This is a genomic window from Streptomyces sp. NPDC021080, assembly GCF_044333225.1.
GTDB lineage: Bacteria > Actinomycetota > Actinomycetes > Streptomycetales > Streptomycetaceae > Streptomyces.
Window position 1 is genome coordinate 187,447 of sequence record NZ_JBIRQM010000014.1, and the last position, 21,563, is coordinate 209,009.

Sequence of the window (21,563 nt, forward strand, 5' to 3'; positions counted from 1 at the left end):
GGACGTGACGGCTCGTCACCCAGTGGCCCGGCGCGCGTACACCTCGATCTCGATCTTCATCCGGGGGTCGGCGAGACCGCACACGAGCATCGTGGCCGCCGGCCGGACGCCGCCGAAACAGCGGCGCAGGACAGGCCAGCACGGTTCGAAGTCTTCACGGTCGGGCAGCAGATAGCGCACACGCACCACGTCGCCGAAGGCGCACTTCGCCTCGGCCAGCGCGGCCTCGATGTTGCGCAGGCACTGCTCGGCCTGCTCCACCACATCGTCGGAGATCGTCATGGTGGTGTAGTCGAACCCGGTCGTGCCGGACACGTGCACCCAGTCGCCGTCGACCACGGCACGGGCGTAGCCGATCTGCTCCTCGAAGGTCGAACCGCTGAGGACCACATGTCGCTCCGTCATGCACAAAACGCTAGGTGACCAGCATGGATACGTCCAATACAGCCGCAGGCATGACCTGATATCTGTACGCGTATGGATCGTCCCGAAGTCCCCCTCCCCCAGTTGCACGCCTTCGTCGTCCTCGCCGAGGAGCTCCACTTCGGTCACGCGGCCGCCCGCCTGGGCATCGCGCAGCCCCCGCTGAGCCAGCAGATCCGCCGGCTGGAGGACAAGGTCGGCCACCCGCTGTTCGACCGCGGACCGGGACGCGTCACGCTCACCCCGGTCGGCCGCGAGTTGCTGCCCGCCGCCCGGCAGGCCCTCGCCGGCCTCGCGGACGGCCTGGCCGCGGCCCGGGCGGTCGGCGGCGGCCGGGCCGGCCGCCTGCGGATCGGCTTCGCCGCCTCCCTCGCCCTGACCGTCCTGCCCGGCCTGCTGCGCACCTTCCGGGAGCGGTTTCCCGGCGTGGACCTGGACATCCGCGAGATGACCAGCGCGCCGCAGATCGCCGCCCTGCACGACAAGGCCATCGACATCGGTCTGCTCCGCGAACCTCCCGCCGACGAGACGGAACTCGGCTTCAGGACGGTACTCAGCGAGCACTTCGTGGCCGTGCTGCCGCGGGCCCACCCACTGGCCGCCCAACAGTCGGTCCGGCTCGGCCAGTTGGCGGACTCGCCCTTCGTCCTGCTGCCTCGCGCGGTCGGCCCGCAGTTGCACGACCAGATCATCGGCCTGTGCACCGCGGCAGGCTTCGCACCGCGGGTGGCCCAGCACGCGGTGGAGTGGCAGACCGTGTGCGCGCTCGTGGAAGCCGGGCTGGGTGTCTCCCTGGCCCCGGCGAGCATCCGCCGTATCCGCCTCAAAGACGTCGCCTTCCGCAGGATCGTTCCCGGCACCGCCCGCACACGGGTCGCCGTCGCCTGGCGCAGAGACGATCAAAACCCCCTGGTGGCACACCTGTTGGCGGCCGTCAGCCGAAATCCGGCGGATCCGGCGGACGGACCGCAGCCACCCCACCGGGCGCCGACGGACAGACCCTGACGGAGCCTCTCCGCCAGACGTCGACGGACAGACCCCGACGGCCTCCGGCGGGCGTCGACGACGGGCGGACCCGACCGGGCCCGGGGCCGCTCCCCCGTACGTCGCCTTCGCGGCGTCCGGTACGTGTCCGCCGTACGCATGCCGTTCGCCCGCCGTACGCCTTCTCCCTGTCTCATTGCGGTCGGTCGTGAACACGACAGGGTGCAATCCGGCGCACGGATGCCATCCTGTGTGTCCACCTCCGTATCACCCTGGTCGCACGCGCCCGGCATTCCGTGCCGACAACGTTGTCTTCCATGAGGCCGGACCGTGCGTGAGCATGAGCAACGCTGGAGAGGTCACGTGCCCATCAGATCCCGCCCCCGCTTGCACCCCGTGATCCTTCCGAGGACCGCCCGCCGGCGTCACGGGCCGCTGCGCGCGACGGTCGTCGCGCTGCTCGCCGGGGCGCTGGTGCTCACCGCTCCGGCGGGTGGCGGCACGGCCGCGGCACTGCCCGGCGCCACCGCGTCCGCGGCGTCCACGGCATCCACGGCGTCCGGTAAGACATCCGGCAGGACGGACTACACGAAGCTCGTCGACCCCTTCGTGTCGACCGCCGGGGACGACGGCAACGACCTGCCGGGTGCCCAGGCGCCGCACGGTCTGGCCAAGGTCAATCCGATGACGACGCCGGGCCGCAACCACTCCGGGTACGACTACGACGAGGATCACATAGCCGGGTTCACCGCCACGGACCTCGACGGCGTCGGCGGCTCGGGCGGCGGTGGCGACCTGCTCGTCGTCCCGACCTCCGTCCGATACGACAAGCGCCCCGCGCCGAGCACGTACGCCCACGCGTACAGCCACGACGACGAGACCGCGACGCCCGGGTACTACCGGGTGGGGCTCGGGGCCGTCTCCGGAACCGGGTCGTCGGTGACGCAGGACTCCGGCACCGTCGAGGCCGAGGTGACCGCGACGACGCGCACGGCGCTGGAGCGGTACGGCTTCCCCGCCGGGTCGGACCCCGAACTCGTCCTCGACCTGGCGAACAACTTCACCGGCCGCACCCGTTCGACCTTGAAGGCGGCCACGCTCCCGGACGGGACGACCTCGATCACGGGGATCGTCGCGGGGTCGTTCAACGGCGCCTCGTACCAGCTGTACTACGACGCCACCACGAACCTCCCGGTGACCTCCCTCAAGAGCTGGGGCGACGACGGCAGGCTGAGCGACGCCACCACACGCAGCGGGTCCGACACCGGCGCCGTCCTCGGGTTCGACAGGTCCGCCGGAAAGGCCGTCGAACTGCGCGTCACCTTGTCGCCGATCAGCGCGGAACAAGCCGCGGCCGACCAGCTCAGCGAGGTGGGCCACCTCACCTTCGACCAGGCGCGGGCGCGGACGCACGCCGACTGGAACCGCGCGCTCGGCGCCGTCGACGTGCACGCCTCCGCGAAGTCCGACCCCGGGTCGACGCTCACCGAGGAGTTCTACACGCACCTGTACCGCATGTACGCGCTGCCGATGAACGCCACCAGCACCAGCGGAACCTACCGCGGCGCGGACGGAGCGGTGCACAAGACGAACGGCTATACGTACTACGACGGTTGGTCCACCTGGGACGACTTCCGCAAGTACTCCGTCGAGGCGTACATCGACCCGGCCGGCTACCGGGACATGGTGCAGTCGCTCATCGCGCTCTTCGCCGACACGCACGCCTCCGGCACGTCCATCGGCAAGCTCACGCACTCGGTCCCGACCGTGCGCTGGGAGCGCTCGGCCGTGCTGGTCGCCGACGCGCTCTCCAAGGGCTACAAGAACTTCGACCGGCTCGACGAGGCGTACCCGGCGCTGATGGCGTACACCGGGTACTACACGGAGGCGCAGCTGCGGCAGGGCTACATCGCCGGCGATCCGGGGACGACCGTCCAGCGCGGCTACGACCAGTGGGCGCTGTCCGTCGTGGCGGACGCGCTCGGCAAGGACGCGGACGCGAAGACACTGCGTACCCAGTCGACCATGGCGATCGACCACCTCGTGAAGTCCGGCGCCTGGACCGCGGCCGACGGCACCGAGGTGGGTCTGCTCACCCCGCGGGCCGCGGGCGGTGACTGGCAGAGCGCCGACCACGAGAAGTTCGAGGCGGCCGGCCTCTACCAGGGCACGCTCTGGCAGTACCACTGGTACGACGCCTACGACATGGGCGGCCTCATCGCGGCCATGGGCGGCGCGAAGGCGGCCAGGGTCGCCGTGGAGCACATGTTCGGCGAGGACTCCGACGCCGACGACGGCTCGGCCATGCTGCACTCCAACGCGAACGAGATCGACCTGCAGGCCCCGTACCTCTTCAACTACGTCGGCGAGCCGAGCCTGACGCAGAAATGGGTGCGCGCCATCTACACCGGCACCACCTGGAACCGTTACATCGCGACGGGCTCCTCGAACGAAGTCCCCAGCTCCGGCGGCGAGTTCCGCCCGCCGGTCAGGACCCGGGTCTACCGACTCTCCCCGAAGGGCTTCCTGCCGACCATGGACAACGACGCCGGCACCATGTCGACCATGTTCGTCGGCGCCGCCCTGGGCCTGTTCCCGGTGACCGCCGGTGCCGCCCAGTTCCAGATCGGCAGCCCGTTCTTCGACTCCACGACGATCCGCTACGCGAACGGCGCCCGGTTCACGGTGAAGGCCGACGGGGTGTCGCCAGACGACTACTACGTACAGAAGGCCACCCTCAACAACGCGCGGCTGTCGAACACTTGGCTCGACTATGCGCAGATCGTCTCCGGCGGGACCCTGGACCTCACCATGGGTTCACGGCCCTCCGGGTGGGGCTCGCGCACGAAACCCGCGTACTCGCTGAACACCGACTCGGGTGACACCGGCGGCACGGGCGGCGGCGGTACGGCACCGGGCAAGGGCGACACCGTCGTCTCCGCCCGCCCGGGAACCGTCGCCGCCTCTCAGGACGGCACCGTCGACGGCAGTGTGCACCTCACCCTGACCGGACCGGCGTCGTTCGCCGCCCGCAAGGGAACCAGCCTCACGAGGACCGGGGCGGCCACCGTGACGGGCCTGCCCGGCGGTGTCACGGCGGACCTCCGTGTCGACGGGTCGCGTACGGCGACGCTGTCGCTCACCGGCAGCGCCGAGGTCGACGCGCGCCTCGGCATCACGTTCCGGGACGCGGCCTTCGCCCACGGTGTGCGGGCCCGGACGGTGCACGGCACCGGAACCTCCCCGACCGACCCGCTCCTCCTCTCTGCCGCCGCCGTGCAGCGCAAGACGCTCGGCGAACTCGTGGACCAGGCCGTGCTGGTGCGCGCCGGCAGCTACTCGGCCGGCTCGTGGAGCGTGTTCCGAGCGGCGCTCGAACGGGCGCGGACCGTCCTCGCGGACACCGCCTCCGGGACGGGCACGATCATGGCCGCGGACGACACGCTGCACCACGCCGTCGACGCGCTGACCATCGACGAGGACCCGCACACCTCCGTCGCGTTCGACGCCACCGCGTTCCGCTCCAGCAGTGGCGGCGGCCTCAAGAGCGAACCGGTCGGCTGGAGCGGCTCGGGTTCCACCACCGACCTCGGCGGCACCTACGACGGAGCCTGGCTCGACTACGGGAACATCGACTTCGGCGACACCCCCGAGAACACCGTCACGCTCACCTACGTCAACAACTCCGCCCGCTGCGGCACCGGTTCCGCCGTCCAGCTCTACCTGGACGGCTTCGACCCGGCCGACCCCGGTGCGCCGTACGCGACCGTCCCGCTGCCCGTCACGGGAGCCACGTGGTCGTCGGGAGGAACGACGAACCTGACGCTGCCCAGGGCGATCTCCGGCACACACTCCGTCCACCTGCGGCTGGTCACGACCCCGGACTCCTCGCACCCCTACGTCGCGAACCTGGGCCGGATCACCTTCGACCACGTCGGCTCACCCGCCGTCACGGACAAGTCCGCCCTGCTGAAGGCGATCGACCGGTACGCGGGACCGTCCGATCACGCGGAGCGCTACGACACGATCGACTTCGGTGTGTACCGGCGCGAACTCGCCGCCGCGCGCACGCTCGTCGACGCCGATGCGGCGACCCAGCTCGAAGTCGACGCCCAGACCCGCCGCCTCACCCTCGCCGCCGGACAGTTGGTCCCGCTCCCGAGACTGCGGCTGGAGTACCTGGTCGCCACCGTGGCGGACCTCGACGACGACCGCTACACAGAGGCGTCGTGGCAGGCGTTCACCGAGACACTCGCCGAGGCGAGGACCGCGGTCGCGGACGACACGGCCACCGACGAGACCCTCGACGCGCGGTACGCCGCGCTCGACCACGCCGTGTCATCGCTGGCCAAGAGGCCCGAGACGGCACCCGCCACGCCGGGCATCCCGGGGGTGACCGGCACGACGTGACCGCGGAAGGTGCCTGGTGCTTCAGAATCCGATCGCTTCGCGGAGCAGCAGGACGGTGCCGCGCCCCGGGTGGGGTTCCGCGTTGAGGACGAGGAGGCGGTTGAGCGCGCTGGGCACCCCGTAGACCTGCCTGGCGCGTTCGTCCTCCAGCGGGACGCAGTGCTCGTCGATACGGCGCAGCGCGGTCTCCAGGTCGGGCACCACCTTCTGCGCCCCGACCACCAGAATCATGCGGGGCGCGGCGCCGGCGTAGGCGGGCAGTTGGCTTCCGCTGGCCGAGGCGGCCACGAGGGAGCCGGTCTCGGTGACCGCGCAGACGCTGCCCACCACGACGTCGGGGCAGGCGAGCATCCGCCAGATCTCGGCCATCTGGGTGGCACGGTCCATGGCCAGCCCGCGTGCTTTGACGGAGTCGTACCGCCCGCTGTCGTTGATGTCCGCGCCGATACCGGACAGACGGAGGGTCTCGCTGGCCACGGTGAACACCGTGCTGCCCTCGGGAATCAGGTCCTTGACGCGGGCCCGTGCCGCGGCGGCGTCGTCGAGGATCTCGACGTCGAAGTTCCTCTCCTTCAGTGCGGTGGCCACCCGTTCCAGTCGCCCGTCGGTCGCCGGGGCGGTGAACGGCGTGGCCTGTTCCGTCGATGTCGTCGGTGTCGAGGCAGTCATGATGTCTCCGGTCTTCCTGTCCGCTGGATGATGTGCCGGTCTCACCTGTTCGACAACGCAGCCCCGCGGAATGTGAGGCGCGGCTCCGGCCGGGTCCCATGTGAGGTGCCCCTCCGGCCTCACATTCCGGTGCGCTGTCCTGTCGTACCGGTGAGAACACATGCGACCGAGGGAGCTGTCGGCACCATGACCACCCGATCCGACTCAGGGCACGACCGGCACGATCCGGGCCTGGACGCGGTGATGAGCGAGCGGCGTCACCTGATCAATCTCGCCTACCGGCTGCTGGGTTCCCTGACCGAGGCCGAGGACGCCGTCCAGGAGACGTACACCCGCTGGTACGCCATGTCCCGGCAGCAGCAGGACGCCATCGAGTCCCCCGGCGCCTGGCTGACGACGGTCGCCGGCCGCGTCTGCCTCAACGTGCTCGGCTCGGCACGGGCCCGACGGGAGACGTACGTGGGTGAATGGATCCCCGAGCCGCTGCCCGGGGGCGCGGAGTGGGTCAGCGGGCGGCAGGGAGGTGCGGCCGTGGACCCGGCGGACCGGGTCACCCTGGACGAGTCGGTCAGCCTGGCGTTCCTGGTCCTGCTCGAATCGATGACCCCGGCGGAGCGTGTCGCGTTCGTCCTGCACGACGTCTTCTGCCACTCCTTCGCCGAGGTGGCCGAGATCGTCGGCCGTACGCCGGGGGCGTGCCGCCAGCTGGCCTCCTCGGCCCGCCGCCGTGTCCGGGCCGCGCGGCCTTCCGCGACCTCGGCGGGCCGGCGTACCGACGTCGTCAGTGCCTTCAAGAAGGCGTGGGAGGCCAAGGACATCGAGGCCCTCGTCGGCCTGCTCGACCCCGACGCCACGGCGGTCGCCGACGGCGGCGGCCTCGCCGCGACCTTCCTGCACCCGATCGAGGGCGGTGAGCGGATCGCGCACGCCTGGGCCGAGCTCGCCCGCCGGAGCCCCGCGGACATGCTGCTCCTGGAACGCACCGTCAACGGCCGGCCGGGCCTGGTGGCTCAGCAGGACGGCGTCACCGTGACGGTGCTCGCGTTCGAGGTCGTGGGCGACCGGATCCGGCACATCTGGGTGGTGCGCAACCCCGAGAAACTCCGGCGCTGGACCACGGATTGACCCGTGCCCGTGCGACGCGTGCCTCATGCGACACGCGGCTCGTACGACGCGCGCGGTGCCCGATGCCGTCGGCCGGCCCACCCCAGGGGTGGGCCGGCCGGCGGAGGCCGCTACGCCACGCGGAGCGTGTAACGGCCGGAGGTGTGCGCGGTGAGCCGCCAGCCGCCGGGCTGCTGCGCCATCCGGATGCCGGTCAGGCCACGGCCCGTGGCCTCGGGGCGGACCGGGCCGGGGACCCACACGTCCAGGGTGCCCGTCCCGGAGCCCGACAGCCGCAGGTCGCGCTCGGTGGTGGAGGACCGCAGGGAGCTCAGACGCCCGGGAGCGCTGCGCGGGTACGCCTGGGACAGCGCCGTGGTCTCGAAGGCCGGGCTCGCCAGCGGCTTGCCCTCGGGGCAGGTGGAGAGCACGACGCCGCCGCCCGAGGTGGTGGCCGCGGGGTCGTTCTGGGGATCACCGCAGGCCTTCTTCCACACCCAGATCGCCGATCCGAGCATGTCGGTGTTCTGCCGGTCCAGGAAACGGCCGAAGCGGGAGCGGAAGTCGTCGGGTTCCCCGAACCATCCCCACTCGCCCGACCACAGGGGTGCCCCGTATGCCCGGGCGGTGCGCTCGGCGGTGGTGTAGCCCTGCTCGATCGAGGTCAGGGTGATGCCCAGGCCTTGGTCCATGGTGATCGACTCGCTGTACAGGTGGGGCGAGAACACGAGCAGGGGGTCGTCGGAGAACCCGGCCGGCGGGGTGGTGTCGAAGCCCAGGCCCGACCAGAGGATCGACGGCTCGAAGAACACCAGGTGGTGGAAGCTGCCGGGCACCTTCGACTCCGCGGTCCGGATCGAGGTGATCGCCTGCTGGTAGAGGCGTCCGAGCAGGATCGAGGACGTCACGCCCGGGGCGTTGCCGGGACCGGGCTCGTTGAGCAGGTCGTAGCCGGCGACGGCGGGGTCGTCCGCGAACGTCTTGGCGAGGTGGCCCCACATGCGGGCGAACTCGGTGCCGATGCCGTCGGTGTCGTCGTAGAGGTTGGTGAACGCCTGCTGCACGTTGGGCGCGAGGTCGCGGCCGAGGAAGCCGCAGGCCTTGGCGCCGTCGGTGCGGGTCGCCCACTTCGGGGCGCCGTCGTTGCCGAACTCCGGTGAGGCGTTGGCGCGGCATCGCGTTCCGGGCGCGGCACTGACGTACTTCGAGAAGGTGTCCTGGTGGATGTCGAGGACGGTGTGGATCCCGTGCGCGGCGGCCTGGTGGACGGCGGTGCGCACCCGTGCCAGATATCCCTCGTCGAAGACGCCCCGCTTCGGCTCCAGGGCCGACCAGGACAGGGCGAGGCGCTGGACGTCGAACCCGTACCGTGCCATGAGGGCGTAGTCGGAGTCCTTCAGCGGCCACACCGTGGGCTTGGCCGGGTCGGGCTGTCCGTAGTCGATGAGCTGGTTGACGTTCACGCCGCGGAGCAGCACCTGGCGGCCCGTGCTGTCGCCGATCACCGGGTCCTGTCCCTCGCGGCGCAGGACGGTCAGCGGCAGCAGCTCGTCGCGGTCGCCGGTGGCGGCCTGCTTCGGCGCGCCGATGGCGGCGACCGTTGTCGCCGTTCCCGGTGCCAGGGTGCCGGCGGCGAGCGCCAGCACGGCGGCGATCGCGACCGGCGGCGCCCAGCGGACGGCACCGGCGAGGGCGCCGCGCTCGACCGCGGGCTCCCTTCGGCGTCTCCAGGCCAGTTCCGCGACCCAGGGCACGCACACGATGCCCGCGCACACGCCCGCGGTCACGCCCTCCGCGACCCGCGTGAGCGCGGACGCGACCGGGAACAGGGCCCCGCCGAGTCCGTTCAGGCAGGCGTCGAGGATCCACAGGGGCACGAACCCGAGAGCGCCCGCCGCGGTGAGCGTCGTCGCCAGCGACCACAGCGTCGCCCCGGTACCGGCGTGGGTCAGTCGGGGCGCCACCACCCGGCGCCAGAGCCCGAGACCGGCGAGCACCGCCGCGGACCCGGCGACCAGCGTGGCCACCCCGAGTCCGCCGGGTATCGGGCCGGCGGCCCAGGAGAACATGCCGGTGCCCGCGTGGAGCGCGACGGCGGCACCGGCGGGCAGCCACGCGAACCCGGCGATCTGGCTGAGGTCGGCACCCGGAGCCTCCGCGACGCGCTCGCCGCCTTCACCCGCCTCGTGACCCTCGGCCGACTTGCCGCCTTCGGGGCTCTCGGCCGACTTGCCGGCCTCGGGACCCTCGCCCGCCCGGGCGGCCTCGCCGCTCTTGCGGCGGAGGCGCCAGGCGCCGATCCGGTACGCGGCTGCCGACAGGCCCGCGACCAGCGGCCCGAACACGGCGTACTTCGCACCGGTGAGACCGCACTCGCCGAGCAACGCGCCCGCTGTCGGGAAGATGTGCAGCCCGCTCGGTCCGGCGACCGCCAGCAGCAGCACGCTGTAGGCCAGTTTGGCCAGGAACGCCACGAGGACCAGGCTCGCCCAGACGGCACCGAAGACCCACCGCGCCCTCGCCGCGGGAGCCGCGGCACGCACCACCTGGTGGACGGCCAGCGCGGCGCCACCGATCAGCAGGGGCAGGAACACCACCGTGGCCCAGGCGGGGCTTGTGGCGTTGTCCGGCAGGAAACCCGCGTCCAGCCAGTTCTCCGGGGCGAACAGTCCGGTCCCGTCGGCATAGCCGAGGGCAGTACTGAGGACCGTGAGGACGACCACGGTGGTGAGGGACGTTGCGCGCGCGAGCCGACGGCCGCCGCGCTGATCATCGGCTACGGGCATGGTTGGAGAACATAGGGCAGTGTGAAGGTTTTGCGAAAGGCCTGTGAACAGGAATTTCTCCGGATCCGCGGGGCTCGGACCGGTCCCGGCGGCGGGACGACCGGGAGCTGCTGGACAGAGGCTCTTCCGTCGGATCGGGTACGAAGATCCGAACTCGCGTGCCGGGCCTGGGAGTCACCGGATCCGCCGCTGCTCAACCTCGCCGGGCCGGCGCCCCGCGGGCGGACCACGACCCTCCGTACGAACGCCGGACGGCCGTGATCACACCACGATAACGGTCAGGTTTTCCGCGACTGTCGGTCGGCAGTGGGGCGTCGTCACCGACCGCCACACCTGCCGGACTTACCGGACTTGTCCGGGACGCGGCCCCTCAGTCGAGGCAGAACTCGTTGCCCTCGATGTCCTGCATCGGGATGCAGGACTCGTTCTCGTCATCGGCGTACAGCGTCTGCACGTGCACCGCGCCGAGCGCGACCAGCCGTGCGCATTCGGCCTCGAGCACGGCCAGGCGTTCCTCACCCACGAGTCCGGTGCCGACCCGCACGTCGAGATGGACCCGGTTCTTGACGACCCTGCCTTCGGGAACGCGCTGGAAGTACATTCGCGGGCCGACCCCGGAAGGATCGACGCAGACGAACCATGAACCCCGGTCCTCGGCCGGCCGCGAGAGCTCGAATTCCTCCCACGTGGCGAACCCGGCCGGCGGCGCCGGTACGACGTACCCCAGGACCTCGCACCAGAAGCGGGCGACGCGCTCGGGTTCCTTGCAGTCGAAGGTGACCTGGAACTGTTTGACGGATGACATCGGCCCACCGTAGCAGGGGGTATTTGCCGCCCAACTCGCCCTGGGAACAGGCCTGCTGACAGATGGTCGCGCCTCATGCCGTCCGAGGGAGGCGCCCGGTCGCCAGGGCGTCGCCGCTCGCCGAGTGTCCGCGTTCTCTCTCGGAATTGTCCGTGATCTGTAACAGGCGGATCCCCCGGCCGCCGCCGCTCGTCCTGCCAGTTGGTCGGACGGCGACCGGGTAACTGCGGCAGAGCGGGGCGGACATGGCACGGCACGGCAGCAAGCGGGGCTGGTACGGCAAGGTGGCCGGGGCGGCACTCGGGGTGACCTTGCTGGCCGCCGGGGCCTCGGTGTGGACCGCGCAGGCCGGTGCCGTGCACCCCTCATCGCCCCGCCCGTCCGCGTCGGCCACGGCGGACCGTGTCAAACCGGTGGCGGTGACCATCGTGCACGCCTCGGACAAGGGGGCGCAGGGCGTCAACATCACCATCGACGACGGCCCCGACCCCGTGTGGACCCCTCAAGTACTGGACGTGCTGCGCGAGTACGGGGTGAAGGCCACCTTCTGCATGGTGGGGACGCAGGCGCAGGCCCACCCGGACCTGGTGAAGAAGGTGGTCGCGGCCGGACACCGGCTGTGCGACCACTCGGTGTCGCACGACACCACCATGGACACGAAGTCCGAGGCGTACCAGTCGCAGCAGATACTCGACGCCGAACGCATGATCACCAAGGCGTCCGGGGGCGTACGACCCCAGTACTACCGGGCGCCCGGCGGGGCCTTCACCCCGTACAGCCGCAAGCTGGCCGCCTCCCGGGGCATGCGCCCGCTGGGCTGGAACGTCGACTCCAAGGACTTCGAACGGCCGGGCACGAACGCCGTCGTCGCCACCGTCGAGCGGGAGCTGCCGAACGGCCCGACGCTCCTCTTCCACGACGCGGGCGGCGACCGCTCCCAGACCGTGGAGGCGCTGCGCCAGGTCCTGCCCTGGCTCAAGGAGCAGGGCCGCACGTTCGGCTTCCCGGTGCGCTGAACACGGGAAGGAAGCCGCGCCAGTGGCTTGCGAAGACCGGCGGCCACACAGGTCCGGTTCGTCCCGGTCCCGGAAGCCGTCGGCTTCCGGGCTGCGGTCGAGTCGGCCGGGGGCAGGGTCGGTCTTGCGAGGCCGATCAGCCCTGCTGCGTCCCGGGCGGGAGCGCCAGGCCGACGGGGGCACCGGACCAGGAGGGCTCGGCCGGGGCGGGCGCCGAAGTCCGGAGAGGCGGCATCACCCGCTGCAGGTCGCTCTTGATCCGCTCGGCCTCACCTCGGACCTGCGCGGGGACGTCACCGCGCTCCGCGACGAGCTGGCGGTAGATCGGGGCTTCCTGGAACACGGACAACGCGTCCTTCCTCTCGGGGCCTCGCGCCGGACACGGAGGCGGTTGCCGAGTGTACGGGCCTCACGGCCCCTTCCTGTCCAGCTCGGGACGCCGGCGGCCCCTCCGTGCGCCCGTCCGGCCGCGGCCGGACGGGCGCGCGGCGCTTCCCCGGGTCCCCCTCGGGCCCAACAGACCACAAAGAGGCGGCTCTTCGGAGTCGGCCGTTTCCCTCCCCGGCACCGGATGTGCAACCGGCCACACCGCCGCCGTGGACAGGGTCCGGAGCGCTCCTTGATCCGCCGGACAGCGCCCGCGGGGCCCGGCGACCCCATGCAGCGCCCGGACGGTCCGGGGCGGGCCGTGTCGACCGTGCCGGGAACCGGAAGCCGGACGGCTGCTCGCCCCCGGGGTCAGACCTCCGGTCCCCGCCACGAGGGCGAGACCAGGGCGATCGGGCCGACCCCACACTCCGGCGCCGGCGATCAAGCATGACGATTCCGACATGCTCATGCTAATCATGTGCGGGTCCTCACCGCCCCTGCCACGCTACGGAGCCCGCAGGGGTCCTGACGAGGATCCCGCCGACCTGCCGAGCATCACCGGAGCAACCGTGCCCCCACAGATGAAACTGGCCGCGATCACGCTCGACTGTCCCGACCCGCTCGCGCTGGCGGCGTTCTACCAGCGGGCCACCGGCCTCGAACCGCACCCGAGATCGAACCCCGACTTCGCGGGACTCGACGGCGAGCACGGGCTGTTCATCGGCTTCCAGCGGGTCGACGGCCACCGGGCACCGAGCTGGCCCGGCCAGACCGTCCCCCAGCAGCTTCATCTCTGCTTCACGGTGGACGAAGACCTGGACACGGCCGAAGCCCGGCTGCTGGAACTGGGCGCGGGCAAGCCGGACCACCAGCCCCACGGCTCCAAGGCCCGCGTCCTGACCGACCCGGCGGGACACCCCTTCTGCATCACGACACACTGATGATCCGTCAAGCCGGCGTTTCCACCAGAGGTTTGCGGGCCAGCAGATGGATCTCCTGGAACTGCCGCCGGTCGGTGGGCTGAGGCTCGCGCGCCATCCGGGCCACCTCGCCCAGCCCGGCCTCGCGCAGCAGCGCGGAAAGGTGATCGGGCGACCAGCGATGAGCCGCCGTGACGGCGTGGTCGAAGACCTGGGTCGGATGTGAGGGGTCGTCATTTCCCCAGAAGCCGACCAGAAGGTGGCCGCCGGGCGCCAGTACGCGATGGAACTCCGCCAGGATGCCGGGGAGTTCGTGCGGCGGCGTGTGGATGATGGACCAACGGGAGAGGACGCCGTCCAACACGCCGTCGGCGATGTCGAGCGCGCCCATCGAGCCCACCTCGAACCGAAGTCCGGGATAGGTCTGCCGAGCCAGCTCGACCATCACCGGTGAGGCGTCGATCCCGAACACCTCAAGCCCCGCGTCACGGAGATGGGCGGTGACATGCCCCGGCCCACACCCCAGGTCCGCGACCTGCCCTCGCCCGTCGGCCCCGACGACCTCGGCGAAGACACTCAACATGGCCCGGTCCAAGGGCCTTTGACTCAACTCGCCCCGGAACAGCCGCGCATATTCGGGAGCGGCGGCATCGTAGGCATCACGGACAGCACACAGCGCATCATGTTCGACCACATGCGAGACGCTAACGCTTCGAACCGACAGGCGGTGCCCTGCCCGGCCGCACAGGCCCGCCGGTGACCGACCCTGATCCGAACGCCGCCCGATCCGAACGGCGCCTGATCCGGGTGCCGCCGGGGCCGGCGGTCCGGGGCCGACGGTCCGGGGCCCCGGCCGGCTGCCTCAGTCCAGTTCGAGCACGCCCACCGTCTGACCGCCGCTGGTCTCTCCGGTCGGCCTGAATCCGAGGCTGCGATAGAAGCCCACCGGACCGTCCTCACCGGGGTGCCAGGTGGTGGTCAGGTGCGTACCGCCCCGGCGCCGGATCTCGGCGGCCACGGACTCCACCGCGAAGCGTCCGTAACCCCGGCCCTGCTGCCCCTCCGCGATGTTCAGACGCCACAGCCCGGAGCGGAAGTCGGTGCCGCCACCGGTCCAGTCGATGCGGAAGAAGGCCATGAGGAACCCGACGACCTCGTCGTCGGCACAGATGAGACGGGGCCAGGCGACCCCGGGGTGCACGTAAGCCTCGGCGAGCGACTTCACCACGGGATCCACCAGGTGTTCCTGGTCCGGGCGGACCCTCAGGCCGACAGCGGCCTCGAGGTTCGAGGACGTGATCTCTTGCAGGTATGGCGAAACTGACATGTCCGAACTTTATGAGGTCGTCTCAAGTGACAGGTCAGCGGCAGTCGCCGAAGGCGCGGGCGGTGGCGGTGGCGGTGGCGGTGAACACGAGGAGGGGCAGCCTCGGGTCCAGGAGGGGCAGCCTCAGGTCACGGCCCGATACCGTGCCGGGCCATGGGTGAACTGATATTGATCAGGCACGGCCAGACCGAGTGGAGCCTTTCGGGCCGCCACGCGGGCCGTACCGACGTGCCGCTGACCGCCACGGGCGAGGTCACGGCCAAGGCGCTCGCTCCCCGGCTGGCCCGGCACTCTCCGGTCGCGGTGTTCAGCAGCCCGCTGAGCCGCGCCTTGCGGACGGCCGAACTGGCGGGCCTGATCGGAGTCCGGCCCGATCCCGACCTGATGGAGTGGGACTACGGCGGCTACGAAGGTCTGACCGCGGCCCAGATCCAGGAAACGAGGCCCGGTTGGGACCTGTGGCGCGACGGCGTCGTCCCCGGCGGCCCCGACCGTCCCGGCGAACGGCTCGAGCAGGTGGCCGCACGCGCGGACGCGGTGCTGGACCGGATCCGGCCGCTGCTGAGCGACGGTGATGTCGCCGTTGTCGCACACGGCCATCTGGCGCGCATCCTCGCCGTGCGCTGGCTCGGGCTCGACGCGTCCGCGAGCCGGCTTCTCGGCCATCCGCACCCGGGCACGCTCGGCTTCCTGGCCACCGAGGGCGAGCAGCCGTTCATCGCCGGCTGGAACGTCCCTTAACGGAAGGCCGATCGTCTCCGTGGCCACCGCGGGCCGCACCGGTCGCGGGCCTCACACACATTCTCGCCGCGTCACGCACTCCCGTCCACTTCCGCGCCAGGAGCCCTGCGGCGTCAGGGCCGACGGCCCTGGTCGCGCGCCCCCGGCCCCTCGAAAGGCGTCCCCGCGCGGCCGGGCTCGGCCCATGTACCCGGAGGTACCCTGGACACAGCAACTGACCTCCCGCTGAAGACGAAAGCGGTCCGCAGCAGGCATTCTCGGAGTATCCACATGGCATCGCACCGGTCGTCCACCCGTCGCTCCGGCATCAACCGACGTGTCTGGCTCGCGTCCTCGCTCGTGGCGTCTCTCGCGGTGGCCGGAGTGGGAGGCGTCGCGATATCGCAGGCCGCCTCGATAGACCCGTCCGCCGCGACCTCCAAGGCCGCGGCGTCCACCTGTGCCGACAGGACCTACTCGGCGATGACGGCCGCGCAACGCGTCGGTCAGCTCTTCATGGGCTCGGTGACACCGTCCGCTCCGGACAGCACGCGGATCGCCCTCATGCGCCAGTATCACGTCGGCTCGGTGTTCCTCGCCGGGCGGAGCAAGGCCGGGACGAGCGCGACCAAGACCCTTGTCGACGGTCTTCAGGCGAAGGCGGACACCGTGGCCGGGCATCGTGTCGGCCTTCTGGTCTCGACCGACCAGGAGGGCGGAATGGTGCAGGTGCTGTCCGGCCCCGGTTTCTCGACCATACCGAGCGCGCTGACGCAGGGAACGTGGACGACGACGAAGCTGCGCAGCGAAGCCGCCGTGTGGGCCAAGGAGCTCAAGTCGGCCGGGGTGAACCTGAACCTCGCGCCCGTCGCGGATGTGGTCCCCGCGAGTCTGGGCACGGCCAACGCTCCGATCGGCAAGTACAACCGCGAGTTCGGTCATACCGCCGCGGTGGTGGCCCCCCACAGCAACGCGTTCCTCGCGGGCTCCCTGCAGTCCGGGGTGCTGGCCACGCTCAAGCACTTCCCCGGGCTCGGTTACGTCCGGGGCAACACCGACACCACGGCCGGCGTCGTGGACACGGTGACGACGAGCACGAGCCCGAGCGTCACGGTGTTCAAGTCCGGCATCGACGCCGGGGCGCCGTTCGTCATGATCTCCTCCGCCACGTACAGCAAGATCGACCCGAACAACCGTGCCGCGTTCTCCTCGAAGGTGATCCAGACGCTGCTCCGCAACAACCTGGGCTTCAAGGGCGTGGTCATCTCGGACGACCTGGGCAACGCGGTGGCGGTGAAGGCCGTGGCACCGGGTGACCGCGCGGTCAAGTTCATCTCCGCGGGCGGTGACGTGGTCCTGACCGTCGAACCGAACCTGATCCCGGCCATGACCAAGGCGGTCCAGAACCGGATGACGCAGAGCGCGACCTTCCGCACGCAGGTGAGCCAGAGCGTCCACCGCATCCTGAACGCCAAGCAGAAGGCGGGCCTGCTCACCTGCAGCTGACCCGGGCCGCCGCCGAGGCCACGCACGACGGATGCTCTTCGACCCGGCCCGCCACCCCTTCTGCCTGTGCTTCGACGAGGCATGACGCGTCGTCGCCCGGTTCCGGGCGCCGGCGGCGTCGGACATCACCGGACCGTGCCGAAACCCTGGCACGGTGAGAAGCGGACCGGCACCGGGGTCGACTACGGTCAGAGCATGGTGGAGACCCTTCCCGCGGATGTCGCCGAGGTGCTCGACGCCGTCCTGGGCACGGACGATCCCGTTCACCTCGCGCTCCGCGCACAGCTTCCGCACGTCCGCGTGCGCGAACGCTGCACGTGCGGGTGCGGCACCGCGTACTTCGACATCGATACGAGCGCCGCAGCGCCGGCGGCGGCCGGGACCGGCACCGTCGTGGCCGCCGAGGCCTCCCTCTTCACCGAGTCCGGGGAGTGTCCCGGGGAGGTCGTCGTGTTCACCCAGGGCGGTTGTCTGTCGTGGCTCGAGGTCTGTTCCTGGAGTGACGACAGCACGGTGACGCTGTCTGCCGCCCGGCAGTGGCTGCGGACCCGGAACGAGCCCTCCGCGTGAGCGGTACGCGGTCTTCCGCACCAGGTCCACGTCACCTGGACGCCGACAGCCCGGGGCCCGGGTCTCGTCGTCCTCATCCTCCGGCGTAGAGCCGTCGATGCCACCACGGATACGGGCTTCCGCTCCAGTCCACCCAATGGCTCGGATCGGGATCGGGAAGTGTCCTGCGGCGGAACTCCGCGTCGAGGCCCGCCAGTAACTGTCGCAGTTCGGTGCGCGCCGGGAGCGGGAGCACGCCCGTGATGTGCTCCAGCCCGTCGCGGACCACGGCGACATCGTCGTACTGGCACCCGGGACAGGCCGGGCACTCCGATGCGGTCAGTCTCAGTTTCCGACCGCGCTGCCGCAGGAACTGCCGGTAGCTGTAGAGAAAATGCGCGGTCCACCCCGGCTGGACCTCGTGGTGCTGACCGCCGTGCTCCAGCAAGTGGATCGCGGCGCTCGCGTCACGCGACAGACGGTCGACGGGAGGCAACTCGCGTGCCCACTGGGGTGGTCGACGCTCCCGTGCGGCGCGGATCGCGCCCGGACGTCTACGCGGCACGGGCCTTTCTGGTGATCTTCATGGAGGCCATCCTGTCATCGGCGGCACCTGATGCGCCAGGGCCGTGCCGCAGCGGAGGCCCGACCGGCGCGCGGTCGGCGACACCCCCTCTCCCGCCGCGCTTTCGACCGGCCCCTCGCCCCGACGCCGTGCGGTTCGAGCCCCCGTGTCCCGGCGGACACCGCACGGCGTCGGCCGCCCGTCCGTCACTCGGTGCGCAGCGCCGTGGCCGTGCGGACCTTGGCCGCCCATCCCGCCGGGACCATCGCGCCTAGCAGGGCGACGAGCACCCCGGCCAGGCCCAGCAGCACCAGTTGCCAGGTGTCGTACACATCGAGGACCGACGGCGGCAGGCCGGTGCCCGCGGCCTGTCCCATGACTGGCAGCACGTAGTCGTGCAGGGCGAACCCGGCCGGGACGCCGATCAGTCCGCCGACCACGCCGATCCCGGCCACCGAGGCGAGCACGAGGCTCACCGTCTGCCGCGGGGACATGCCGAGCGCCTTGCACACGCCCAGGTCGTGGACGCGCTCACGGGTGTCGAGGACGACGGAGTTGAGGACGCCGAGCCCTGCCACGGAGACCAGCATGAGGGTGAGAAGCGCGGCCATCGCCTCCAGCAGGACGATCATGTTCTCGCCCTCGGGGGCGGATTCGGCGAAGGCGTCGCCGCCCAGCGGCTTGACCACCCCGGCGAGCTTCTGCGCGTAACCGGCCGGAGAGACACCCGACTTGACCTCGATGTGGAAGGCCTCCGGCTTCGCCTTGGTGAAGCTGTCGAGATCCGCGTGGACCCGCATGCCGTCGTTCGCGGTGTCGAAGGCCTCGCCGACGATCCGCAGGCTCACCGTCTCCTTCTCGAAGGTCACCCGGACGGTGTCGCCGATCCGGTCGCCCGTCCGCTCCAGGAAACCGGTGGGCACCACGACCTGGCCCCGCCCGGAGAGCCAGTGCCCGGCGATCATCTCGTAACTGCCGGAGCGGGAATCACCCTGGTAGAGGGTGGCCCGGACGGTGCCGGAGACCCCGGCCACCGTGGCGTCGCCCGTCGCCGTGCCGAAGTACGCGGCGGTGCCGGACTGCTTCGCGATCGCGGCACGCACCGCGGCCGGATCGGCCGACGGCTGCTGCTCGTTCGACCCCGAAGCGGCGGGCGCGCGCTCGGCACCGGCCGCGGGCGCCTTCTGCACCCGGCCGGTACCAGGGCCCGGCCCGGCCGCCCCGGTGACGGCGGTGACATCGGCGCGGTCCTCGGGGTCCTGCGCGCTCGCCACCGCGTTGAGGGACTGCGTCAGTCCCACCGCGAACGTCGCGGCCACAGTCCCGAAGGTCACCGCCAGCACCATGGCGATCGCACGCACGGGATGCGCGAAGGGACTCGCGAGGCCGTACGTCACCGGGCGCGGCAGCGGGAGCCGTCCGGCGGCCCGGTGTGCCCACTGTCCGCGCGTGGTGCGTGGCGCCCTGCCGACGGCGATGGCCTCGACCGTACGCAGCCTGCCCGCCCTCAGCGCGGGCACCAGCGCCGCGACCGCCACCACGAGCAACGCGCCGGCCGGCACCACGACGTCCACCCACCAGGCCACGGAGAGCGACACGGTGCCGTACACGGACTCGGTGTCGTTCAGCAGCGGCACGGCCAGCAGGTTGCCGAGGACGACGCCGAGTGCGATGCCGGCCGCTGCGGGGATCAACGCCTGGGCCACATAAGCCTGTACGACCTCACGCGGGGTGAATCCGATGGCCTTGAGGATGCCGATCCTGCGCAGACTCGTACCGACGGCGCCGCTGATCACGCTGCCGACGATGATCACCGACATGACGATGCCGAGCACGCCGAACGCGAGCAGGAACGGGATCGTCGCCGCCGCGCCCTGGTCGGTGGCGTGCTTGGTGTCCAGCCACGACTGGGTGCCGACCAGCGCCCCCGAGGGCAGGGCGGCGGCGAGCTTCTTCCGGTCGGCGGTGATCTGCGCCTTCGTGGCCGCGGAGTCGAAGCGGTAGAGCATCTGGTGTGTGAGGACGCTCTCCCCGGTGGCGAGGGACCTGACCTGAGCGGGGGTCGCCCACATCTCGGCGGTCCCACTGGCCGACAGCGCGAAGCCGACGACGGTCAGCGTCTGGGCGTCCGCGGAGTCGGAACTCTTGAGTTTCTCACCGAGCGGGAGGAACTGGCCGGCGAACGAGGCGGACAGGACGATCTCGCCGGACTTCCGTGCCCACCGGCCCGACTTCAGGTCCAGTGCGTCCACGTCCTTCCCCGGCCCCGACCGTCCGACCAGGGTCAGCGCGGGCAGGTGTCCGCCGTCCGGTCCCACGGGCTTGATCGTCGTGGACGGGAACGGTCCCGCGCTCGCCGTGACCCCCTCCAGGCTTCGGGTGCCCGCCAGTTGGGCCGCGCTCGCCCGGCCCGGGTCGAACTCCGCGGTGAGGTGGGCCCCGTGCTGCTTCGCGAAGGCATGGTCGAAGGGCGCGTTCGTGGCGACCATGAGGGAACCGGCGACCACGGCCGAGGCCACCGCCATCATCGTGGCCACGGCGATCACCAGTGTCTGGACACGTCGTCTGCCGACCCCGGAGCGCACGACCCGCCCGAGGGCACCGCTGCCGAACCGGATCATCGGACGGCCTCCGCGTGCGTGTCGACGGCGACCCGGCCGTCGACCAGGTGGATCGTGCGGGTCGCGCACGCCCGGGCCAGCTCCAGGTCGTGCGTGACCAGGACGACGGTCTGCCCTCCCCGGTGCAGATCCACGAGCAGTTCTCGTACGTCCTGCCCCGACGCGGTGTCCAGCGCGCCGGTCGGCTCGTCGGCGAGCAGCAGGGCGGGCTTGTTCACCAACGCCCGTGCCACGGCGACCCGTTGGCGTTCGCCGCCGGACAGCCGCCCCGGGTAGGCGCGGGCGTGCTTCTGGATGCCCAGCACCTCCATCAACTCTCCGGCACGGGACGCCGCCGCCCGCCGGGCGGTCCCGGTGAGCTGGGCGGGAAGCTGGATGTTGTCGGCGACGGTCAGGTCGTCGAGCAGATTGAAGAACTGGAAGACCATGCCGATCCGCTCGCGGCGGAAGCGGGCCAGCGCGTGCTCGCTCAGCCGGTCGACGCGCTGCCCGGCCACGGTCACGGTGCCCTCGCTCGGCCGGTCCAGACCGGCGATGAGGTTGAGCAGCGTGGACTTGCCGCTGCCGGACGGCCCCGTCACGGCCAGGGCCTCGCCCTGGGCCACGCCGAGATCGACCGGTCCGAGCGCCGGGGTGTCGGCGCCGCCGTACCGCTTGGCCACGCCCTCCAGTTCGATCACGTGAGTCATGGGTGTGTGTCCTTCGTGGGTCGGGGAGTCGATGCCCGGTGCGGGCCAGGTGAACGTACGGGCGGGCGTCTCGGGAGCGCGTCGGCCGTGGCACCGACAT

Annotated in this window: 18 protein-coding genes; 8 read left to right on the plus strand and 10 right to left on the minus strand. The window is 71.4% G+C overall.

From position 1 onward, the window contains the following. Positions 1 to 15: 15 nt before the first annotated feature. Positions 16 to 405 (minus strand): RidA family protein, encoded by a 390-nt coding sequence (locus tag ACH4S8_RS31565; protein WP_398400071.1) that lies wholly within the window; start codon positions 403 to 405, stop codon positions 16 to 18. A gap of 72 nt (positions 406 to 477) precedes the next feature. Here ACH4S8_RS31565 and ACH4S8_RS31570 point away from each other — a divergent pair, with 72 nt between their 5' ends. Continuing rightward, positions 478 to 1,428 (plus strand): LysR family transcriptional regulator, encoded by a 951-nt coding sequence (locus ACH4S8_RS31570; protein ID WP_398400073.1) that lies wholly within the window; start codon positions 478 to 480, stop codon positions 1,426 to 1,428. A gap of 375 nt (positions 1,429 to 1,803) precedes the next feature. Beyond that, a complete protein-coding gene (locus tag ACH4S8_RS31575; RefSeq protein WP_398400075.1) occupies positions 1,804 to 5,817 on the plus strand; it encodes a glycoside hydrolase domain-containing protein in 4,014 nt (1,337 codons plus the stop codon). A 21-nt stretch (positions 5,818 to 5,838) separates the two neighbouring features. Here the strand turns inward: ACH4S8_RS31575 and ACH4S8_RS31580 are convergent, their stop codons facing one another. After that, positions 5,839 to 6,486, minus strand: coding sequence for an LUD domain-containing protein (locus ACH4S8_RS31580; RefSeq protein WP_398400077.1), 648 nt, complete (start codon positions 6,484 to 6,486; stop codon positions 5,839 to 5,841). Between the two features lie 186 nt (positions 6,487 to 6,672). Between ACH4S8_RS31580 and sigJ the strand changes: the two genes are divergently transcribed. Continuing rightward, the gene (gene sigJ, locus ACH4S8_RS31585) at positions 6,673 to 7,611 is read left to right on the plus strand and encodes an RNA polymerase sigma factor SigJ (RefSeq protein ID WP_398400079.1); all 939 of its coding nucleotides are present in this window, start codon (positions 6,673 to 6,675) and stop codon (positions 7,609 to 7,611) included. 110 nt (positions 7,612 to 7,721) lie between these two features. On the opposite strand, the gene ACH4S8_RS31590 is transcribed toward sigJ, so the two are convergent. Next, a complete protein-coding gene (locus tag ACH4S8_RS31590) occupies positions 7,722 to 10,376 on the minus strand; it encodes a cellulase family glycosylhydrolase (protein WP_398400082.1) in 2,655 nt (884 codons plus the stop codon). A 370-nt stretch (positions 10,377 to 10,746) separates the two neighbouring features. Beyond that, entirely contained in the window at positions 10,747 to 11,181 is a 435-nt protein-coding gene (locus tag ACH4S8_RS31595) for a VOC family protein (protein WP_398400084.1), read from the minus strand. A gap of 245 nt (positions 11,182 to 11,426) precedes the next feature. Between ACH4S8_RS31595 and ACH4S8_RS31600 the strand changes: the two genes are divergently transcribed. Beyond that, complete coding sequence (locus tag ACH4S8_RS31600) at positions 11,427 to 12,197, plus strand: polysaccharide deacetylase family protein (protein ID WP_398400086.1); 771 nt, start codon at positions 11,427 to 11,429, stop codon at positions 12,195 to 12,197. A gap of 136 nt (positions 12,198 to 12,333) precedes the next feature. On the opposite strand, the gene ACH4S8_RS31605 is transcribed toward ACH4S8_RS31600, so the two are convergent. Next, the gene (locus tag ACH4S8_RS31605; protein ID WP_398400088.1) at positions 12,334 to 12,540 is read right to left on the minus strand and encodes a hypothetical protein; all 207 of its coding nucleotides are present in this window, start codon (positions 12,538 to 12,540) and stop codon (positions 12,334 to 12,336) included. 595 nt (positions 12,541 to 13,135) lie between these two features. On the opposite strand from ACH4S8_RS31605, the gene ACH4S8_RS31610 reads away from it, so the two are divergent. Then, on the plus strand, positions 13,136 to 13,507 hold the full coding sequence (locus ACH4S8_RS31610) for a VOC family protein (protein ID WP_398400090.1): 372 nt from the start codon (positions 13,136 to 13,138) through the stop codon (positions 13,505 to 13,507). Positions 13,508 to 13,514: 7 nt separating this feature from the next. Here ACH4S8_RS31610 and ACH4S8_RS31615 read toward each other — a convergent pair whose 3' ends face one another. Both ACH4S8_RS31615 and ACH4S8_RS31620 read right to left on the minus strand, forming a co-directional pair. Further along, positions 13,515 to 14,180: a class I SAM-dependent methyltransferase gene (locus ACH4S8_RS31615; RefSeq protein ID WP_398400092.1), complete on the minus strand. Its 666-nt coding sequence runs from the start codon at positions 14,178 to 14,180 to the stop codon at positions 13,515 to 13,517. A 168-nt stretch (positions 14,181 to 14,348) separates the two neighbouring features. Continuing rightward, a complete protein-coding gene (locus ACH4S8_RS31620; protein WP_398400094.1) occupies positions 14,349 to 14,813 on the minus strand; it encodes a GNAT family N-acetyltransferase in 465 nt (154 codons plus the stop codon). Between the two features lie 153 nt (positions 14,814 to 14,966). Here ACH4S8_RS31620 and ACH4S8_RS31625 point away from each other — a divergent pair, with 153 nt between their 5' ends. The 3 genes from ACH4S8_RS31625 to ACH4S8_RS31635 all read left to right on the plus strand — a co-directional run bounded on the left by ACH4S8_RS31625 (position 14,967) and on the right by ACH4S8_RS31635 (position 17,609). Next, on the plus strand, positions 14,967 to 15,554 hold the full coding sequence (locus ACH4S8_RS31625; RefSeq protein ID WP_398400096.1) for a histidine phosphatase family protein: 588 nt from the start codon (positions 14,967 to 14,969) through the stop codon (positions 15,552 to 15,554). A gap of 270 nt (positions 15,555 to 15,824) precedes the next feature. Next, positions 15,825 to 17,039, plus strand: coding sequence for a glycoside hydrolase family 3 N-terminal domain-containing protein (locus ACH4S8_RS31630; protein WP_398400098.1), 1,215 nt, complete (start codon positions 15,825 to 15,827; stop codon positions 17,037 to 17,039). 195 nt (positions 17,040 to 17,234) lie between these two features. Further along, entirely contained in the window at positions 17,235 to 17,609 is a 375-nt protein-coding gene (locus tag ACH4S8_RS31635; RefSeq protein ID WP_398400100.1) for a hypothetical protein, read from the plus strand. 73 nt (positions 17,610 to 17,682) lie between these two features. On the opposite strand, the gene ACH4S8_RS31640 is transcribed toward ACH4S8_RS31635, so the two are convergent. From ACH4S8_RS31640 to ACH4S8_RS31650, 3 genes are all read right to left on the minus strand, one after another. Continuing rightward, positions 17,683 to 18,153, minus strand: a complete 471-nt coding sequence (locus ACH4S8_RS31640) for a hypothetical protein (protein WP_398400102.1) — start codon at positions 18,151 to 18,153, stop codon at positions 17,683 to 17,685. Positions 18,154 to 18,359: 206 nt separating this feature from the next. Beyond that, a complete protein-coding gene (locus ACH4S8_RS31645; protein WP_398400104.1) occupies positions 18,360 to 20,774 on the minus strand; it encodes an ABC transporter permease in 2,415 nt (804 codons plus the stop codon). Then, a complete protein-coding gene (locus ACH4S8_RS31650; protein ID WP_398400106.1) occupies positions 20,771 to 21,463 on the minus strand; it encodes an ABC transporter ATP-binding protein in 693 nt (230 codons plus the stop codon). Before ACH4S8_RS31650 ends, ACH4S8_RS31645 begins: the two co-directional genes overlap by 4 nt. Positions 21,464 to 21,563: the final 100 nt, after the last annotated feature.